Genomic DNA, 18,320 nt, shown 5'->3' on the forward strand with positions numbered 1-18,320 from the left:
AGGTCTCTCCATGCGAAACCTGCCGCATCTCATCTATCTGGAAGCCTTTGAGGCGGCGGCCCGGCATCTGAGCTTCACCCGGGCCGCCGAGGAGTTGAATTGCACCCAGGCGGCGATCAGCCAACGGGTTCGGGCGCTGGAGCAATTCTTCGCCCGGCCGCTTTTCCACCGGCGCAGCAACGGCCTGGAGCTTACCGAAGTCGGCACGGCCTATCTGCCGGGAATAGCCGAGGCCCTGGATCGGGCCGAGGCGGCGACCGAAGGGATGCTGGGCGCACAGGCGCAGGCCAGCGTGACCGTTTCAGCCCCGCTCAGCTTCGTTACGCTGTGGCTCGCACAGCACCTGGCTGGTTTCTCCGCCGCCCATCCGCGCATCGAGGTGCGGCTGAACAGCACGATCTGGACCGACCCCAATGTTGAGCTGGCGGATCTGAGCATTCTGGCACTCGATCCGTTGCAGCCGGTATCGGGTGCCGTGCAACTGGGACAGGAGCGGCTGATGCTTCTCTGCGACCCCGAGACTGGCCGCCAGGCCGGAGCCAAGCCCAGCGCGAACTGGCTCAACGCCGCCCGGCTCATCTACGTGCAGGGCAGGATGCAGCTGCTGGACCTCTGGGCGAAGCAGGAGAACATCGTGATCGCGCCGCAGAAAGCGCCGATCAAGGCCGACAATGCGGCGGCGGCATTGGAGATCGCGGCATGCGCCGGCGGCATCACCGCCGTCATGTCGACCTATGCGGCAAGCTACCTGGCTTCGGGGCGGCTGGTGGCGCCCTTCGGTCCCGGGGAAATCCTGCCCGTTGCCTTGCATGCGGTTCCCAATCAACAGCGCCGGCTTTCGCGGTCCGCGACGCTGTTCCTGCAATGGCTGTCAGGGGAGATACCGTTCCACCGCTAGATCGAGCATTGCTTCAGCGGCGCCGGCTCGCGTGGCGGGCATGCTGGCGGATCTCCGAACGAGAAATGCCGGCATCCGCCAGTGTGCTGTCCGGAACCCGCCGCAAGCGCGCAAGCGTCTGGCGATAGACAAGCCAGCGGGTGAAACGGTCTCGAAGTTCGTACAACATGATCGTCTCCTTTGGCACGCGGGATGTCCACGGGCTTGGGCTCATCGAAAACGCAAAGCATCTGCGCAAAGCGCATGCATGATCGAAAGGATTGCGCTGGCTCCCGGCGAAACGGGGCGCTTGCCAGTGTCTCGCCAGGCAGGATTGTCCAAGGCCGCCAACGCCTGCATACTTGCGCATCATGCCCGCTTCGGGCTACAGCCAAGGTCGCAAGGCTTTTTTCATTTCTGCAAAATGGATATTGGCTGGGACGATCTGAGGCTGTTTCTAGACGTTGCGCGGCTGGGTGGCCTGAGCGCGGCGACGGCAACCACGCGCCTCAGTGCAGCCACGCTTGGACGACGCGTCACCGCGCTCGAAAAGCAGATCGGCGAACCACTGTTCGTGCGCCAGCAGACCGGCTACCGGCTGACCCCGGTCGGGGAAGAACTGCTGCGGCGCGCCGAGGATGTCGAGGCGGCCATGCAATCGCTGACCCGCTGGCGCGAAGGCACCTTGCCCGACCGCATTGTCCGCGTCTCGGCCGGGCCATGGACCTCGGCTTTCATATCAGCCCATATCGGCGAGGTCTGGACCGTCGATGACGGCATAAGGGTGGAGTTCGTCACCACCACCGACCGGGTCGACATCGGTCGCCGTGCCGCCGATATCGGCATCCGCAGCGAGCGCCCGACCGAGCAGTGGCTGGCCGGCCGTCAGAGCGGCAAGGTCGCCCACGCGCTTTATTCCGGACGCCATCTGGTCAACGGCATCGCCGCCGGCCTGTTTGTCGGCGTCACCGGCGAAGGCGCAAACATTGCCTCGGCGCGCTGGCTGCAAGCCCATCACGGCGACCGCATCGCCGTGCGCGGCAACAACACCCATTCGGTGCGCGAACTGGTGGCCGCCGGCGCCGGCCTCTCGGTCTTTCCATGCTTCGTCGGCGACAGCGATCCGCGGCTGGTCCGCGTCGCCCAGCCCATTCCCGAGCTCGAAACCGACCAATGGATCGTCACCCATCACGAGGAACGTCACGCCCCGCCGGTCCGAAAAGTCGCCGGCCGGCTTGCCGCCTTGATGCAAGCGCATCAGCCGCTGTTTCGTGGCCAGACGCCGATCCGATAAGCTCAACAATGACCCGGCCGCGGCGACCGCAGCAGCGCTCCGTATTCTCGCTTCTCCGCGTCGCCGTGAGCCGGGTGGCGGCAACCTTGCTACGGGCAGGCCCGCCTGCGGGGCTGAACTATCCGAGAGTTTGACTGGCCAGCGCATAGGTCACCGGCGCAACTGCGCCGCCGACGGCAAAATCGGTGAGGCGTTTGCCCATCGACATGGTGAGCACCGTATCGAAAACCGGCATTCCGCTGTGCGACAGAAAGGCGGCGAACTCGCCACTGTCCATGTGGGTGTCGATCCGCAGGAAAGACCCCGAATGGTCGGCCACGTGCGGCCGGACGACCGCGACGGCGTCGGCGTCGCTTTGCGCCACGACCGGCCCCACGACATGGCCCCGCCCGAACGGCCGGCAGAGCGCGAAAGCGGTCAGCGTATCGCCCTTGAAAAGCCCGTAACCGGCCGAGTGCGCGAAAAGCTTTTCGATGAGCGCCGCCCGCCTCACGCCAAAGCCTGCCGCATCGAGCGCGATCGCCGCGGAAATATCGCCTGCGTCCAAAATCCGGACATCGCCTCGAATATCTGCCGGCCTACCCGTCGTCTGCAAGCGGGCGATGCCCTGGCATTGATAAACGGTCTTCTCCGGCTGGAAGTCGAGCGACAGATAGAGCCGCCTTGCCGCGCGCGTTGCATTGAGGCGCAGATCGCGCCCGGCGACCCTCTCGAAAACCCGCTTCATCAGCCATTGCCCCGCCCCCAGCGTCTGCAGCCGCGGCGAGGTTATAACCATGCCCACGGTGGCGAAATCGGCACCATGCGCGAACCACATGGCCGAACCGAGAACCCGGCCGATCTCGTCCAGCGCCACGAACCCCTCTCCCGATTCACGCAGGAATTGCCAGTCCTCGGCGCGATGCGGCCATCCCACGGCGAGCGAGTGCGCGTGCAAGCGGTCCAGTTCGACGCCTTCGATGTCGCCGATCCGCATCGAGAAGGTATCGATTTTCAAGCTCCCGGACGGCTTCAAGTCCATGCCTCTGAAAGATTCCCGAAAATTGACTGGCTACACGCCGCAGCCGCCCTCTACCACCAACGCTAAACAAACAGGCCCATACGATTTGCTCGAAAGCCGCGTGCTTACGCAAGATTCAACTGAAACATTTCCGCTTTCGGCATGCAATCGCGTCGGAACGCGCACATTCTTTCCGGCAATGTTGCAACTATGGTCGACGGCACCGATCCCGGCGAACCCGAACGTTTTGAGGGCTGGAATGGACGTCTTCGACATCCTCGATCGTCTCGTCGGCTTTCCATCGGTCGCCGGCAAACCGAACGGCGACATTACCGGCTGGATCGAAGCCTATCTGGCAAAATACGAAACGCAGGTCACCCTGCTTCCAGGGCCGGAAGGCGATCGTTCCAACCTTTTCGCGACGATCGGCCCCGCCAATGTCCCGGGCTATGTCCTGTCCGGCCATATGGACGTCGTTCCCGCCAGCGAGCCGCAATGGAGTTCGAGCCCTTTCGCGCTGCGCAAGGAGGGCGAACGGCTTTATGGACGCGGCACCACGGACATGAAGGGGTTTCTGGCCGCGGTGCTCGCGGCCGTGCCTGCGGTGCAGGGACTGCGGCTTGCCAGGCCAATCCACCTCGCCTTCTCCTATGACGAGGAGGTAGGATGCCGAGGCGTGCCGCATCTGATCGCCCGCCTTCCCGAACTTTGCGCGACGCCGCTCGGCGTCATCGTCGGCGAGCCGAGCGGCATGCGCGCCGTGCGCGGCCATAAGGGCAAGGCGGCCGCCCGCGTGGTCATCAACGGGCGCTCCGGCCATTCCTCCCGCCCCGATCTCGGGCTCAACGCCATCCATGCCATGGCCACTGCGCTGAGCGCGGCCGTGAGCGAAGCCGAGCGGCTGACACACGGTCCGTTCGACGCCGCCTTCGAGCCGCCCTACTCTTCGTTGCAGGCGGGCGTCGTGGCGGGCGGACATCAGGTCAACATCATCCCCGGCACCTGCAGTCTGGACCTGGAGGCACGCGCCATACCCGGCATAGACCCGCCAAGCCTGCTCGCGCCCGTCAAGGCACGGGCCGAGGCTCTTGCGGCCGACGGCTTTCGTGTCGAGTGGACACCGATGAGCGCCTATCCGGCACTGTCGCTGCCGCAGGGTGCGGCACTTGCGACATTGCTGGCCGAACTGACCGGCGAAGCGCCACTCGCCGCCGTCAGCTACGGCACGGAGGCCGGACTTTACCAGGCCGCCGGGCTCGATGCGATCATTTGCGGCCCCGGCGACATCGACCGCGCCCACAAGCCCAACGAATACATCCTTGCCAGCGAGCTCACCGCCTGTCAGCGATTGATCGAGGCCCTGGGCGCCCGCTGCGCGGCATGAAAGGAACGGAATGACATTCCTGTTCAATTCCGACGCGCGCCGCGGGGCGACCTTCGCCGATGCCTTCGCGAGAGAACTGCCGGACGTCCCCTTCACGATGGATGCCGCGACGGTCGCTCCCGATGCCGTGCGTTATCTGATCAGCTGGACCGTGCCGGATAACCTTGCCCGCTACGGCAACCTGGAAATCCTGTTTTCCATCGGCGCCGGCGTCGACCAGTTTCGCCTCGATGCGGTGCCTGCGAATGTGAAGATCGTGCGCATGATCGAGGAAGGCATCGTGCGCATGATGCAGGAATATGTGACGCTTGCCGTGCTCGCGCTCCACCGCAACCTGCCGGGATATCTGGCACAGCAGCGCGCCGGCGAATGGGCTGACATCGCGCAGCTCCAGGCCGGATCGCGCCGGATCGGCGTGCTCGGCCTCGGGCAGCTCGGCCAGGCCGTCCTCGATCGCCTGAAGCCCTTCGGCTTCCCGCTTGCCGGATGGAGCCGCTCGCCGCGGCGGATCGAGGGCGTGACCTGTCATCATGGCGAGCTCGGGCTCGACGAGATGCTCGCCGTCAGCGACATTTTGATCTGCCTGCTGCCGCTGACCGAGGAGACGCGCGGCTTCCTCGACGCCGAGCTGTTTGCGAAATTGCCCAAGGGCGCGGCGCTCGTCCATACGGGCCGGGGGCCGCAGCTCGACCAGGAAGCGCTTGTCGCTGCGCTCGACAGCGGCCATCTTTCCGCGGCGATGATCGACGTCACCGACCCCGAACCGCTGCCGGCGGGCCATCCGTTCTGGTCGCATCAAAAGGTCATTCTGACACCGCATATCGCCAGCGTCACCCAGCCCGCCAGCGCCGCGCAGGCCGTCGTCGAAAACATCAGGCGTTACCGCGCCGGCCTTGATCCCATCGGGCTCGTCGACCGGTCGCGCGGCTATTAGAGCAATTCCAGGAAAAGTTCGTGCGGTTTTCCGTCCGAAATTGCTTCAAAAACAAAGAGTTAGAGCAGTTCACCGTTTCTGTGAAACGGTGAACTGCTCTAAAGTCCAACATGAAAGGCCATCCCTTGTCCCTGCTCAAGACCGTCGATACCAGCCCTACCTTTCCGCCGCGCGAGTCCGGGGCGCTGCCCGAACGGCTGATTGCCGGCAACCCCGCTTTCAAGACCTGGGCGCAGGACGCCGCCAAGGACGATCTCGTCCATACCGGCGTCTGGGAAGCGACGCCGGGCGAGACGCGATCGATCAAGGGGGAGACCTTCGAGTTCTGCCACATCCTCTCCGGTGTGATCGAAATCACGCCCGACGGCGGCAAGCCGGTGACCTACCGCGCCGGCGACAGCTTCGTGATGAAACCTGGCTTCACCGGGGTTTGGAAGACCATCGAAACGGTGCGCAAGATTTACGTGACCGTAGGGTAACGGGAGCGCGCGAGGCGCCCGCCTCCGCAACAGATTTTGCCGTCTGTTATCGCCGGCACGCAACAATCATCCGCGACCGATCGTCGAACGGTGCATGCTGCGCTGCTGCCCGCGCTAGGCTCTTCGAGAACAGCTGAAAGCGGGCGCCCATGGGCTTGAGCTTCGATCCGGATACCGTCTCCCTTCCAGTCGGCCATTTCATTGGCGGGAAGCTGATCGCGGCCGAGGGTGAGATCGAGATGCACCGACCGTCGGATGGCAAAGCATACACCGCCTGTCCGATCGCAGGCCCCGACGTGATCGATCGTGCGGTGGACAGCGCCAAGGCGGCGCTGAAGTCCAGCAACTGGGGCAACGTTCGGCCACGCGAACGGACGAAGGCACTCCAGGCCTGGGCCGACCTGATCGAAGAGGCAGCCGGAACGCTGGCCAGGATCGAGGCGCTGTGCTCGACCCGGCCAGTCGGCCAGCTCATCGCCGGCGACATCGCTATCACCGCCGAGCAGATCCGCTTCTTCGCCGAGTTCGCCGACAAGGAAGGCAGCGAGCTCGTGCCGACCGACGACGCCACTCTCGGCATGATCATGAGCGAGCCCTATGGCGTGGTCGGCGCGATCACGCCCTGGAATTTTCCGATCTCGATGGCTGGCTGGAAGCTCGGTCCGGCGCTGGCCGCGGGCAACGCGGTCGTGCTGAAGCCGTCGGAAATGACGCCCTTTTCGGCGGTCTACATGGCACAACTCGCCGTCAAAGCAGGCTTGCCAGCAGGGCTCATAAACGTGGTGCTGGGCGACGGTCCGACGACCGGGACGGCGCTGACCGGCCATGCCGAGATCGCCAAGGTCAGCTTTACCGGCTCGACCCGCGCCGGCTCGGCGATCATGGAGAATGTCGCCCGCACCGGCGTCAAGCCGATGACACTGGAACTCGGCGGCAAGAGCCCGCAGATCGTCTTTGCCGATGCCGATCTGGACAAGGCGGCGACCGCGATTGCCGGCAGTGTCACCTTCAATGCCGGCCAGGCCTGCGTTGCCGGCACGCGCCTGATCGTCGCGAAGAGCGTGGCCGACAGGCTGACGGCCGCGATCCTGGAGAAGATGAAGGCGGCCCGGCCCGGCCCGACCTGGGACGACGCGACCCAATATTCGCCCATAATCTCGGAGCGGCAGCGGGCGCGCGTCGACGGCATCGTGCGCGCCGCGATCGAGGCCGGCGGCGAATGTCTGACCGGTGGCGGCGTCATGGACAGCCCAGGCTATTTCTACCAGCCGACATTGATCGCAGATGTCGACCAGGCCAATCCGGCAATCGTCGAGGAAATCTTCGGCCCGGTCCTGACCGTCCAGACCTTCGAGACCGAGGAAGAGGCGCTGGCGCTGTCCAGCCACCCGACCTACGGACTGGCTTCCGGCCTGTTCACCTCCGACCTGTCCCGCACCATCCGCTTCGCGCGCAAGCTTGAAGCAGGCACCGTCTGGGTCAACCGCTACAGCCGCTCGCGCGACCATATCCTGCCGACCGGCGGCTACAAGCGCTCCGGCATCGGCAAGGACCTTGGCCGTGAGGCCTATCTCGCCAACCGCAGGACCAAGAGCGTCCTGATCAGCCTCTAGAGAGATGCCGATGAAGTCCTATTCGATCGCTCTGATCCCCGGTGACGGCATTGGCCGCGATGTGACCGCCGCCGCCTGGTCCGTGCTGGAGATCGCGGCTAAACACGCGGGCTTTGCCTTGACCGGAACCGAGTTCCCCTGGTCCTGCAAATTCTACAAGGAAACCGGTCGCATGATGCCGGAGGACGGCATCGAGACCTTGCGCGGCTTCGACGCCATCCTGCTCGGCGCCGTCGGCTGGCCGGCGGAGGTGCCGGATTCCGTTTCGCTGCATGGCCTTTTGCTGCCGATCCGCAAGGCCTTCGTGCAATATGCCAACATCCGGCCGCATCGCCTGCTGCCGGGCGTCACGGGACCGCTGCGGGCGGAAGGTTTCGACATATTGTGCATCCGCGAGAACACCGAAGGCGAATATTCGGGCGCCGGCGGGCGCGTGCATCAAGGCACGCTGGACGAGGTCGCCGTGGAGACCTCGATCTTCACCCGCGCCGGCGTCGAGCGCATCCTGCGCTTCGGCTTCGAACAGGCGCGGACAAGGCGCGGCAAGCTCGCCTCCGTCACCAAGTCCAACGCGCAGAAATACTCGATGGTGTTCTGGGACGAGATCACGCGAAAGCTGGCTGCGGAGTACTCTGACGTCGCCGTGACCAGCTATCATGTCGATGCGCTCGCCGCCCGCATGATCATGGCGCCGGAGAGCCTCGACGTGGTCGTCGCCTCCAATCTGTTCGGCGATATCCTCACCGACATCGGCGCGGCAATCCAGGGCGGGCTCGGCTACGCCGCCTCCGCCAACATCAATCCCGATCGCTCGGCGCCGTCCATGTTCGAACCGGTGCACGGCTCGGCGCCCGACATCGCCCATCTCGGCATCGCCAATCCGATCGCCACCATCTGGTCCGGCGCCATGATGCTCGATTATCTCGGCGAAAGGGGCCGCGGCCGACCGCGTCATGAAGGCGGTCGAGGCTGCAACCGCCAGAGGCATAGGCACCATTCCCGGCAAGGACCGCACGGAAGCCATCACCGCCGCGGTCGTTGCCGCACTCACCTGATTGCAAGGTCGTTTCCAATGAAAAACCTGAAAGACAAAAACCTCTTCCGCGAAGCCGGCCTGATCGGCGGACGGTGGGTCGCTGCCGGCTCCGGCAAGACCGTCGATGTCATCGATCCAGCGACGCAGGCTGCCATCGGCACCGTACCGGACATGGCTGGTCCAGAGACCCGTGCGGCCATAGAGGCAGCGGCTTCCGCGTACGGGCCTTGGAAGAAGAAGACCAACGCCGAGCGTGCTGCCCTGCTGGAAGCCTGGCACGGCTTGATGCTGGCGCATCTGGATGATCTCGCGCTGATCCTGACGACGGAACAGGGCAAGCCGCTGGACGAGGCCAAAGGCGAAATCCGCTATGGCGCGTCCTTCGTCAAATGGTTCGCCGAGGAAGCGCGCCGCATCAACGGCCACACCATCCCCTCGCCGACGCAAGACCGGCGCATCATCGTGCTGAAGGAGCCGGTGGGCGTGTGCGGCATCATCACGCCGTGGAATTTTCCCAATGCGATGATCACCCGCAAGGTCGCGCCGGCGCTGGCCGCCGGCTGCACCGTGGTGATCAAGCCGTCCGAGTTCACGCCCTATTCGGCGCTGGCGCTCGGCGTGCTTGCCGAACGGGCGGGCATCCCTGCCGGCGTCATCAACATCGTCACCGGCATGCCCACAGAGATCGGCAACGAGATCATGGCGAACGAGACCGTTCGCAAGATCTCCTTCACCGGCTCGACACGCGTCGGCTCGCTGCTGATGCGCGGCGCGGCCGACAGCGTGAAGCGGCTCAGCCTCGAGCTCGGCGGCAACGCCCCCTTCATCGTCTTCGACGACGCCGATCTCGACCTCGCTGTCGAGGGCGCGCTGGTCTCGAAGTTCCGCAATGGCGGCCAGACCTGCGTCTGCGCCAACCGCATCCTCGTCCAGGCCGGTGTCTACGACACCTTCGCCGCCAAGCTATCCGCCCGCGTCAACGCCATGACAGTGGGGCCGGGCACGCAGCCCGGCGTCGCCATCGGGCCGATGATCAACATGGCGGCGGTCGAGAAGATCAACCGCCACGTCGAGGACGCGCTCGCCAAGGGCGCTGCGATCATCACCGAGAAGCCGGCGTTGCCGGAGGGCCCTCAGTATGTCGCGCCGCTGGTGCTGAGCGGCGCCACCAAGGACATGCAGCTCGCCGGTGAAGAGACGTTCGGCCCGATCGCGCCGCTTTTCCGGTTCGAAACGGAAGAGGAAGCGATCGCGCTGGCCAATGGCACGCCCTACGGACTTGCCTCCTACTTCTACACCGAGAATTTGAAACGCGCCTGGCGCGTCGGCGAGGCGCTGGAGTTCGGCATGGTGGGTCTCAATACCGGCTCGGTCTCGATCGAGGTCGCCCCCTTCGGCGGCGTCAAGCTGTCCGGCCTCGGCCGCGAGGGCGCGCAGGCCGGCATCGAGGAATATCTCGAGATGAAAAGCTTTCACATCGGCGGGCTCGGCTGAAGCAATTCGGCTGAAGCCCGGCCGGTTCGACGCTCACTGGATCCGGTCGAGCGCCTTGTAGTAGAGCCCGACCATCGGCAGGAACCAGGGCTTGCCGGAATAGCCGGGAATGGATGGCCATTCGAGCCCCTTCAGCGGATTGCGGTCCTCGCGGCCGAGCATGGCATCGGCCAGGATCATGCCGAGATGGGTGGAAAGCTGGGCGCCGTGGCCGGAATAGCCCATCGCGTACCAGACACCGTCCTGGTAACCGGCGCGCGGAAAGCGGTCCTTGGTCATGTCGACCAGCCCGCCCCAGCAATAGTCGATCTCGACCTTGGCGAGTTGCGGAAAGATCGCCGCGAGGCCTGTCCGCAATATCTGTCCGCTCCTGGCGTCGGAGCGCTGGTCCGATGTCGCCGAAAAGCGTGCGCGGCCGCCGAAGATCAGCCGCCTGTCCGGCGAGAGCCGGAAGTAGTTGCCGATGTTCATCGAGGTCACGCAGGTCCGGTTGCCCGGCATGGTCGCGGCGATCTCGGCGTCGCTTAGCGGCCGCGTGGCGATGATGAAGCTGCCGACGGAAATGATCCTGCGGCGGAAATAGCTGAAGTCAGGCGTGGTGTAGGCGCCGGTCGCCACCAGCACATTGTCGGCGCTGATGCGGCCGCGCGAAGTGGTCAGCTCATGCCTGTTGCCGGCCTGCTTGCGATCCGTCACCGCCGTTTTCTCATGGATGACGGCGCCATGGCGGGCGGCTGAAGCGGCGAGACCCGCCACATAGCGTCCCATATGCATCATGGCGCTCTTCTTCGACAGCATCGCGCCATGGAAGGGCGAGCCGATCTCTGATTTCAGGTCGGCCGCCGACAGCAGCGCCGTGTCCGGATCCACTTCGGCATGAAGGGCTTCGAAGTTGCGGGCGATCGCATCAAAGTGCTGCGGCTTGGAAGCAAGCTTCAGCTTGCCGGCGCGGCGGAAATCGCAGTCGATGCCTTCCTCGGCAACCAGCGCCTCGATGGTGTCGACGGAGTCGTCGAGCGCCCGGTAGAGCGCGATGGCGCGTTCCTTGCCGAGTTCCGCCTTGGCTGAGAGATAGCTGTGGGCGAGGCCGTTGTTGAGGTGCCCGCCATTGCGCCCTGATGCGCCCCAGCCAACACGCTGCGCCTCCAGCACGACCACCTTGGCACCGGCGCTCGCCAGCTGGCGCGCGGCGGCGAGACCGGTGAAGCCGCCGCCAATGATCGCGGCGTCATAGTGCCCTTCGACCGGGCCTTGCGCCCCGCCGGAAAAGACTGGGGCGGTGTCGTGCCAGTAGGAGACGAACTTCATCGGCAATCCGCCTGTTTCAGAGCCCAACGACGCCAGCGAGACCCGAAATGTCTGATATCTCGACATAGCCGTAGTACGGGTTGGCCGGTTCGTGGCCGCGATTGACCCAGACCTTGTTCTTGATGCCGAGATCGTGCGCCGACATCAGGTCGTAGCGGAACGAAGACGAGCAGTGAAGAACATCCTCCGGGCCGCAACCCAACCTGTCGAACATGTATTCGAAGGCCTTGAAGCGTGGCTTGTAGGCCTGCGCCTGCTCGGCCGTGTAGACGGCATGGAACGGCGCACCGAGCTTCTCGACATTAGACATGATCTGCGCGTTCATGGCGTTGGAGAGGATGACCAACGGAATTTCCTTGGCGACCTTCGCCAGGCCGGCCGGAACGTCGGCGTGGGGGCCCCAGGTCGGGACACGCTCATAGACCATTCTGGCGTCGTCGGCGCTGAAGGCAACACCGTTGCGCTTGCAGGTACGCTCGAGCGCGTTGTGGACGACGTCGGCATAGGGCTTCCAGTCGCCCATGATCTCGTCGAGCCGAAACGCCGCGAAGTTCCTGATGAATTCCTGCATGCGCGGCTCATCGAGCCGACTGCCATAGAGATCGCGCGCCGCTTCCGCCATCTGGAAAAAGGTCAACGTGCCGTAGCAGTCGAAGGTGATGTATTTGGGCCTGAAGGAAGCCATAGCAGTCGATCTCCGGTGGAAGCACGTCCGTGCTGGGATGTATTTCATCATAGGACGGCCGGCAGCGACCCACCTGACCGAAATCGCCCTCCCGAAAGCAGAAAGTTCCGTATCCGCCATCCGGTTTGGCACGCTGTAGCATCTGGCGTGCCGATTGCGGGGCCGCGCGCGGCGTGAAGCGCGTCCGCCACGGACGGTGCCAGCACAAGATGCGGCGCACCCCTCGTGCTACGGCGAAAGATACTGTCCAAGCCAAAGCCTTCAGACGATCTGCGGCGCGCCGATGCCCGAGACTTGGGCTCTAGACGGAAGGATGCCTCATGCCGCAGGGCGAGATCGAACTCCAGGCCTTCGGGCCGCACCATATCGAGGGCGCCGTGGCGCTTTCTCGCCAGGAGAATTGGCCGCATCGCCCGCAGGACTGGCAGATGGCGCTGCAGCTCTCGAACGGCGCGGTTGCGCTCGACGATCAGGGCCGCGTCACCGGAACCATCCTGGTCACGCCCTACGGCATGGATTGCGCCATGATCAACATGGTGATCGTCGACAGGAACGCGCGCGGCAAGGGGCTTGGGCGCCGGCTTATGGATCAGGCATTCGCGCTTGCCGGCAAACGTCCGCTGCGGCTCGTCGCGACGGCAGACGGCATGCCTCTCTATGAGAAACTGGGCTTCGTGCCCTCCGGCATGATCCGGCAGCATCAGGGCAAGGTTGCGGCGCTTGGTGCGCCCGATGGCGTGGAAGCAGCCGGTCCTGACGATCTGCCTGACATCAAGGCGCTGGACCGCGACGCCTATGGCGCCGACCGCGAAGCCCTGATCGATGCGCTGGCGGAGCGCGGCCAATTCGCGGTCATCCGCCGCGACGGCGCCATCGAGGCCTATGCCGCGATCCGCCCATTCGGACGCGGCGAGGTGATCGGTCCGGTGATCGCGGGAAGCACCGACGAGGCGAAGGCCCTGATTGGCTTCTTCGCCGCGTCGCGCCCCGGCGCCTTCCTGCGTGTGGATACCGGCAGCGGGACCGGCATCGCCGGCTGGCTCGAGGAAATCGGCCTCGCCCATGTCGGCGGCGGCGTGGCCATGGACCGTCCACCCAAGACGGGCGTGGAACAGATCAGGCCGAAAGTTTACGCCCTCGCCAACCAGGCGCTCGGCTAGGAGGATAACAATGCTCGCCAATTCCCTGATCGAACTCGACCGCGCCCATCTCATCCACCCAGTCGCTTCATATCGTGGCCATGAGGCGCTTGGCGTCCGTGTCTTGAAATCGGCGAAGGGCGCGACCGTGACCGAAGCGTCCGGCCGGCAACTTGTCGATGGTTTCGCGGGGCTATGGTGCGTCAATGCCGGCTACGGCCACGACAGCATCGTCGAGGCGGCGGCCCGGCAGATGCGCGAGCTCCCTTATGCCACCGCCTATTTCGACCTCGGTTCGGAGCCGGCCATCCGGCTCGCCTCGGAACTGGCCGAGCGCGCGCCAGGCGACCTCAATCACGTCTTTTTCACGCTTGGCGGGTCGGACGCGGTCGACAGCACGATCCGTTTCGTCCGCTACTACTGGAACGCCAAGGGCGAGCCGCAACGCGACCAGTTCATTTCCATAGAGCAGGGCTATCACGGCTCGTCGGTGGTCGGCGCGGGCCTGACCGCGCTCCCCGCCTTTCACGCCGGTTTCGGCATTCCCTTCGAATGGCAGCACAAGATCCCTTCCCCTATCCCTATCGCAACCCGGTGGGCGAGGACGGCAACGCGATCACCGCCGCATCGCTCGCCGCGCTGAAGGCCAAGATCGAGGCGATCGGGCCGGAGCGGGTCGCCGCCTTTTTATGCCGAGCCGATCCAGGGATCGGGCGGTGTCATCGTCCCGCCGAAAGGCTGGATCAAGGCGATGCGCGAGCTCTGCCGGGAGCACGGCGTCCTGTTCATCGCCGACGAGGTGATCACCGGCTTCGGCCGCACAGGCCCCCTGTTCGCCTGCACCGACGAGGAGATCGTCCCCGATTTCATGACGACCGCCAAAGGGTTGACCTCGGGCTATGTTCCCATGGGCGCCGTGTTCATGGCCGATCATGTCTACAACGTCATCGCCGATGGCGCGGGCGCCGCGGCTGTCGGCCACGGCTACACCTATTCCGCCCATCCCGTCAGCGCGGCCGTCGCGCTCGAAGTGTTGAAGCTCTATGAAGACGGCCTTCTGGACAATGGCATCAAGGCCGGTGCGCGCCTGATGGCAGGATTGGAGGGGCTGAGGGACCATCCGCTTGTCGGCGACGTGCGCGGTCGCGGCATGCTTGCCGCCATCGAACTGGTGGTCGACAAGGAAAAGAAGACGCCGCTTCCGGCGTCGGCAATGCCGGCACGGCGCATCTTCGACAGGGCGTGGGACAACGGCCTGATCATCCGTGCCTTCGCCAACGGGGTTCTCGGCTATGCTCCCCGCTCTGCTGCACCGACGCCGATATCGATGCGATCATCGAACGCACGCGCCGGACGCTCGACCAGACGCTGGACGATGCCGATGTCCGCCAGGCACTGGCATGAAGGCGGCGAAATATGTCGTGTCTCGAAATATCGCCGGGGCGGACGATTTCGCAATTTTGTGCCGCGCCCTCACGCCTTTTCGGCGAATCCAGCGCGGGGGAAGTGCCAGACTGCAGTTAAGACAAGGCCAGAAAGCCCGGATTTCCGGGCCTTCGAAAAGGGCCGACGCCCCGGACAGCACGGAATTTTGTTCTGTTCAACACATGCAATTCGGCCGCGCGCAGAGGAGAGCCAGTCTTGGCCAGGGGCTTTAGCGAATTCAAATACTTGACCTTCGATGTGGTCGGCACGCTGATCGACTTCGAAGGCGGCATCACCACCTGCCTGGCCGGAATTGCCGCCGAGGCCGGCGTTTCGATCGATGGCGAGGAAGCGCTGAGCCTCTACCGGCAGGCCCGCTACATGCCCGATGCCGGCCTGTTTCCCGACGATCTCGTACGTGTCTACACAGTCATCGCGCCGCGGCTCGGCCTGCCCACTGACGAAAAATACGGCGTCCGCCTGCGGGATTCGGCCAGCCTCTGGCAAGGCTTCCCGGACAGCGCGGCGGCATTGGTGGACCTTGCGAAGTCGCACAGGCTGATCGCCATGACCAATGCAAGGCGCTGGGCGCTCGATCATTTCGAAAAGCAGCTCGGATCGCCCTTTTTCGCCACCTTTACGGCCGACGATACAGGCACCGAGAAACCGGACCCGGCCTTCTTCCAGAAGGTCTTCGATTTCGTCGCCTCCCGGGGCGACAGCAAGGACGACATCCTGCACGTCGCACAAAGCCAGTATCACGACATCGGCATATCCCGGGCGCTTGGCATGACCAATTGCTGGATCGAGCGCCGGCACGCCCAGAAGGGCTATGGCGGCACGATCGAGCCCGAGCGCTTCACCGCGCCGGACTACCACTTCACCTCAATGGCCGCATTGGCGGCGGCCGTGCGGGAAAGCCTGAAGGAACGAACCTGAGCCCAAGCCCGGAAAGCCGCAGCAAGACGAGCATCCCGGAAAAACAACCGAAAGGGGAATGATATGACCGACAAGATCACGAACTGGACCAGCGCAGACGATACCATGGTCGAAACCGCCATCCGGCGGGGCGCGAGCCGCCGCGAACTTCTCAAGATGCTGTTGGCCGGTGGTGCCGCGGTTGCCGCGGGCAGCGTGGTGCTTGGCCGTGCCACCCAGGCCGTCGCCGCCACGCCGGTTTCCGGCGGCAATTTCAAGGCCGCCGGCTGGTCGTCCTCGACCGCCGACACGCTCGATCCGGCAAAGGCGTCGCTCTCCACCGACTATGTCCGCTGCTGCTCGCTCTACAACCGCCTGACTTTCCTCGACAAGGATGGCGTCACGCAGATGGAGCTGGCCGAAAGCTTCGACAGCAAGGACGCCAAGACCTGGACGGTGAAGCTGCGCAAGGGCGTCACCTTCCACGACGGCAAGGACCTCACCGCAGACGACGTCGTCTTCTCGCTGAAGCGCCATCTCGACAAGGCCGTCGGTTCCAAGGTCGCCAAGATCGCCGCGCAGATGACCGGCTTCAAGGCGGTCGACAAGTCCACGGTCGAAATCACGCTCGCCGACCCGAATGCCGACCTGCCGACCATCCTGGCGCTGCACCACTTCATGATCGTCCAGGACGGCACCACGGACTTCTCGAAGGGCAACGGCACCGGCGCCTTCGTGCTGCAGACGTTCGAGCCGGGTGTGCGTTCGGTGGTCACCAAGAACAAGAACTACTGGAAGTCGGGCAAGCCCTATCTGGACTCCTTCGAGTTCATCGCCATCAGCGACGACAGCGCCCGCGTCAACGCGCTGCTTTCCGGCGACATCAGTTTCGCCGCCTCGATCAATCCGCGCGCGATGAAGCTTATCGGCGGCCAGCAAGGCTTCGAACTGTCGAAGACGACCTCGGGCAACTACACCGACCTCAACATCCGGCTCGACATGGATCCGGGCAGCAAGGCCGACTTCGTGACCGGCATGAAGTATCTCGTCAATCGCGAGCAGATCGTCAAATCGGCGCTGCGCGGCCTCGGCGAAGTCGGCAACGACCAGCCCGTCTCGCCAGCGAACATCTTCCACAATGCCGACCTCAAGCCGAAGGCCTTCGACCCGGACAAGGCCAAGTTCCACTTCCAGAAGGCGGGCCTGCTCGGCCAGTCCATTCCCGTGATCGCCTCCGATGCCGCGACCTCGTCGATCGACATGGCTGTGATCATCCAGGCCGCCGGCGCCGATATCGGCATGAAGCTCGACGTCCAGCGCGTGCCGTCCGACGGCTACTGGGACAATTACTGGCTCAAGGCGCCGATCCATTTCGGCAACATCAATCCGCGCCCGACGCCGGACATCCTGTTCTCGCTCCTCTACGCCTCCAACGCGCCCTGGAACGAAAGCCAGTACAAGTCGGAGAAGTTCGACAAGCTGATGATCGAGGCGCGCGGCTCACTCGACCAGGCCAAGCGCAAGGAGATCTACGGCCAGATGCAGACCATGATCTCCGAGGAGGCCGGCACCATCATCCCGGCCTACATTTCCAACGTGGACGCCCTCTCCAGCAAGGTGAAGGGTTTGGAGGCGAACCCGCTCGGTGGCATGATGGGCTACGCAATGGCGGAATATCTCTGGCTCGAAGCCTGAGAGGCGCCTGCCGGGGACCGGACGACCGGTCCCCGGCACCTATTGCGCAACATGACTTGGCCGAACGCAACCGCAGGAGCGCTTCAATGACGTCTGGGGTTCTAAACCTCGTGCTGAAGCGGCTGGCGATCGCGGTCGTCACGCTGCTGATCGTGCTGTTCGCCGTGTTTTTCGCCACCAGCATGCTGCCCGGCGACACCGCGTCGATCCTGCTCGGCCAGGCAGCCACCCCGGAGGCGGTCGCCGGCCTGCGTGAGGCCATGCATCTCAACGATCCGGCAATCCTGCGCTTCCTGCTCTGGCTTGTCGGCCTGCTCCACGGCGATCTCGGCACCTCCTACGCCAATGAGATGCCGGTCGCGGCGCTGATCGGCGGGCGCTTCGTCAACACCATGGAACTCGCCGGCATCACCACGCTGCTCTCGGTGCCGCTGGCGCTGACGCTGGGCATCACCGCCGCCATGCTGCGCGGTTCCCTCTATGACCGCGCCGTCACCGTTCTTTCGATCGGCGTCATCTCGGTGCCGGAATTCATGGTCGCGACGCTCGCGGTCCTGCTCTTCGCCGTTTATCTCAAATGGCTGCCGGCCCTGTCCTCGGTCAATGAGGCGCATACGCTGACCGACCTCGTGCGCATCTATGCCATGCCGGTGATCACACTTACCTTCGTCATCTCCGCCCAGATGATCCGCATGACGCGCGCCGCGGTGATCGAAACGCTCTCAACGCCCTATGTCGAGATGGCGCTTCTCAAAGGCGCCTCACGCGGCCGCATGGTGCTCAAGCACGCGCTTCCCAATGCGCTCGGGCCGATCGTCAACGCGGTCGCGCTGTCTTTGTCCTATCTGGTCGGCGGCGTCATCATCGTCGAGACGATCTTCAACTATCCCGGCATCGCCAAGCTGATGGTCGATGCGGTCGCCACCCGCGACCTGCCGCTGATCCAGAGCTGCGCGATGATCTTCTGCCTCGGCTATCTCCTGCTCATCACCGTCGCCGACATCATCGCCATCATGTCCAACCCGAGGCTCAGGTGACG

Annotated in this window: 15 protein-coding genes and 2 pseudogenes; 13 read left to right on the plus strand and 4 right to left on the minus strand. The window is 64.6% G+C overall.

Annotation, left to right across the window (positions count from 1 at the left end; translation table 11 throughout):
• Nucleotides 1-10 precede the first annotated feature (10 nt).
• The gene (locus tag HB778_RS05160; protein WP_183462038.1) at nucleotides 11-898 is read left to right on the plus strand and encodes a LysR family transcriptional regulator; all 888 of its coding nucleotides are present in this window, start codon (nucleotides 11-13) and stop codon (nucleotides 896-898) included.
• 13 nt (nucleotides 899-911) lie between these two features.
• Here HB778_RS05160 and HB778_RS05165 read toward each other — a convergent pair whose 3' ends face one another.
• Complete coding sequence (locus HB778_RS05165) at nucleotides 912-1,067, minus strand: DUF1127 domain-containing protein (RefSeq protein WP_183462040.1); 156 nt, start codon at nucleotides 1,065-1,067, stop codon at nucleotides 912-914.
• A 234-nt stretch (nucleotides 1,068-1,301) separates the two neighbouring features.
• On the opposite strand from HB778_RS05165, the gene HB778_RS05170 reads away from it, so the two are divergent.
• Nucleotides 1,302-2,171 carry a LysR family transcriptional regulator gene (locus HB778_RS05170; RefSeq protein ID WP_183462042.1) on the plus strand — a complete coding sequence of 290 codons (870 nt, stop codon included), beginning with the start codon at nucleotides 1,302-1,304 and terminating at the stop codon, nucleotides 2,169-2,171.
• 118 nt (nucleotides 2,172-2,289) lie between these two features.
• On the opposite strand, the gene HB778_RS05175 is transcribed toward HB778_RS05170, so the two are convergent.
• Nucleotides 2,290-3,192, minus strand: a complete 903-nt coding sequence (locus HB778_RS05175) for a GNAT family N-acetyltransferase (RefSeq protein ID WP_183462043.1) — start codon at nucleotides 3,190-3,192, stop codon at nucleotides 2,290-2,292.
• A gap of 238 nt (nucleotides 3,193-3,430) precedes the next feature.
• Here HB778_RS05175 and argE point away from each other — a divergent pair, with 238 nt between their 5' ends.
• The 6 genes and pseudogenes from argE (at nucleotide 3,431) to HB778_RS05205 (ending at nucleotide 10,111) form a co-directional block, all read left to right on the plus strand.
• Nucleotides 3,431-4,555: an acetylornithine deacetylase gene (gene argE, locus HB778_RS05180; protein ID WP_183462045.1), complete on the plus strand. Its 1,125-nt coding sequence runs from the start codon at nucleotides 3,431-3,433 to the stop codon at nucleotides 4,553-4,555.
• 10 nt (nucleotides 4,556-4,565) lie between these two features.
• Entirely contained in the window at nucleotides 4,566-5,489 is a 924-nt protein-coding gene (locus HB778_RS05185; protein ID WP_183462047.1) for a 2-hydroxyacid dehydrogenase, read from the plus strand.
• A gap of 125 nt (nucleotides 5,490-5,614) precedes the next feature.
• A complete protein-coding gene (locus tag HB778_RS05190) occupies nucleotides 5,615-5,968 on the plus strand; it encodes a cupin domain-containing protein (RefSeq protein ID WP_183462049.1) in 354 nt (117 codons plus the stop codon).
• Between the two features lie 149 nt (nucleotides 5,969-6,117).
• Complete coding sequence (locus HB778_RS05195; protein ID WP_183462051.1) at nucleotides 6,118-7,581, plus strand: aldehyde dehydrogenase family protein; 1,464 nt, start codon at nucleotides 6,118-6,120, stop codon at nucleotides 7,579-7,581.
• Nucleotides 7,582-7,591: 10 nt separating this feature from the next.
• Nucleotides 7,592-8,636: pseudogene (locus HB778_RS05200) on the plus strand (tartrate dehydrogenase).
• Between the two features lie 17 nt (nucleotides 8,637-8,653).
• Complete coding sequence (locus HB778_RS05205; RefSeq protein ID WP_183462053.1) at nucleotides 8,654-10,111, plus strand: NAD-dependent succinate-semialdehyde dehydrogenase; 1,458 nt, start codon at nucleotides 8,654-8,656, stop codon at nucleotides 10,109-10,111.
• 33 nt (nucleotides 10,112-10,144) lie between these two features.
• Here HB778_RS05205 and HB778_RS05210 read toward each other — a convergent pair whose 3' ends face one another.
• Together HB778_RS05210 and HB778_RS05215 are read right to left on the minus strand one after the other, a co-directional pair.
• Nucleotides 10,145-11,419: an NAD(P)/FAD-dependent oxidoreductase gene (locus HB778_RS05210; RefSeq protein WP_183462055.1), complete on the minus strand. Its 1,275-nt coding sequence runs from the start codon at nucleotides 11,417-11,419 to the stop codon at nucleotides 10,145-10,147.
• Between the two features lie 16 nt (nucleotides 11,420-11,435).
• Nucleotides 11,436-12,104, minus strand: a complete 669-nt coding sequence (locus HB778_RS05215; protein ID WP_183462057.1) for a haloacid dehalogenase type II — start codon at nucleotides 12,102-12,104, stop codon at nucleotides 11,436-11,438.
• A gap of 320 nt (nucleotides 12,105-12,424) precedes the next feature.
• On the opposite strand from HB778_RS05215, the gene HB778_RS05220 reads away from it, so the two are divergent.
• The 5 genes and pseudogenes from HB778_RS05220 to HB778_RS05240 all read left to right on the plus strand — a co-directional run bounded on the left by HB778_RS05220 (nucleotide 12,425) and on the right by HB778_RS05240 (nucleotide 18,318).
• Complete coding sequence (locus tag HB778_RS05220) at nucleotides 12,425-13,264, plus strand: GNAT family N-acetyltransferase (protein WP_183462059.1); 840 nt, start codon at nucleotides 12,425-12,427, stop codon at nucleotides 13,262-13,264.
• A gap of 10 nt (nucleotides 13,265-13,274) precedes the next feature.
• Nucleotides 13,275-14,918: pseudogene (locus HB778_RS05225) on the plus strand (aminotransferase class III-fold pyridoxal phosphate-dependent enzyme).
• Nucleotides 14,885-15,607 carry an HAD-IA family hydrolase gene (locus HB778_RS05230; RefSeq protein WP_183462061.1) on the plus strand — a complete coding sequence of 241 codons (723 nt, stop codon included), beginning with the start codon at nucleotides 14,885-14,887 and terminating at the stop codon, nucleotides 15,605-15,607. The pseudogene HB778_RS05225 and the gene HB778_RS05230 overlap by 34 nt, the downstream one beginning before the upstream one ends.
• Nucleotides 15,608-15,670: 63 nt before the next feature.
• Nucleotides 15,671-17,281, plus strand: coding sequence for an ABC transporter substrate-binding protein (locus HB778_RS05235; RefSeq protein WP_183462063.1), 1,611 nt, complete (start codon nucleotides 15,671-15,673; stop codon nucleotides 17,279-17,281).
• Between the two features lie 86 nt (nucleotides 17,282-17,367).
• Nucleotides 17,368-18,318: an ABC transporter permease gene (locus HB778_RS05240; protein ID WP_183462065.1), complete on the plus strand. Its 951-nt coding sequence runs from the start codon at nucleotides 17,368-17,370 to the stop codon at nucleotides 18,316-18,318.
• Nucleotides 18,319-18,320 lie beyond the last annotated feature (2 nt).

Source organism: Mesorhizobium huakuii (genome assembly GCF_014189455.1).
Lineage (GTDB): Bacteria > Pseudomonadota > Alphaproteobacteria > Rhizobiales > Rhizobiaceae > Mesorhizobium > Mesorhizobium huakuii_A.

Excerpts from the sequence above, each read along its gene's own strand:
- HB778_RS05160 (WP_183462038.1), top strand. The coding sequence starts at position 11 with ATGCGAAACCTGCCGCATCTCATCTATCTGGAAGCCTTTGAGGCGGCG.
- HB778_RS05165 (WP_183462040.1), bottom strand. The coding sequence starts at position 1,067 with ATGTTGTACGAACTTCGAGACCGTTTCACCCGCTGGCTTGTCTATCGC.
- HB778_RS05170 (WP_183462042.1), top strand. The coding sequence starts at position 1,302 with ATGGATATTGGCTGGGACGATCTGAGGCTGTTTCTAGACGTTGCGCGG.
- HB778_RS05175 (WP_183462043.1), bottom strand. The coding sequence starts at position 3,192 with ATGGACTTGAAGCCGTCCGGGAGCTTGAAAATCGATACCTTCTCGATG.
- argE (WP_183462045.1), top strand. The coding sequence starts at position 3,431 with ATGGACGTCTTCGACATCCTCGATCGTCTCGTCGGCTTTCCATCGGTC.
- HB778_RS05185 (WP_183462047.1), top strand. The coding sequence starts at position 4,566 with ATGACATTCCTGTTCAATTCCGACGCGCGCCGCGGGGCGACCTTCGCC.
- HB778_RS05195 (WP_183462051.1), top strand. The coding sequence starts at position 6,118 with ATGGGCTTGAGCTTCGATCCGGATACCGTCTCCCTTCCAGTCGGCCAT.
- HB778_RS05205 (WP_183462053.1), top strand. The coding sequence starts at position 8,654 with ATGAAAAACCTGAAAGACAAAAACCTCTTCCGCGAAGCCGGCCTGATC.
- HB778_RS05210 (WP_183462055.1), bottom strand. The coding sequence starts at position 11,419 with ATGAAGTTCGTCTCCTACTGGCACGACACCGCCCCAGTCTTTTCCGGC.
- HB778_RS05215 (WP_183462057.1), bottom strand. The coding sequence starts at position 12,104 with ATGGCTTCCTTCAGGCCCAAATACATCACCTTCGACTGCTACGGCACG.
- HB778_RS05220 (WP_183462059.1), top strand. The coding sequence starts at position 12,425 with ATGCCGCAGGGCGAGATCGAACTCCAGGCCTTCGGGCCGCACCATATC.
- HB778_RS05235 (WP_183462063.1), top strand. The coding sequence starts at position 15,671 with ATGACCGACAAGATCACGAACTGGACCAGCGCAGACGATACCATGGTC.
- HB778_RS05240 (WP_183462065.1), top strand. The coding sequence starts at position 17,368 with ATGACGTCTGGGGTTCTAAACCTCGTGCTGAAGCGGCTGGCGATCGCG.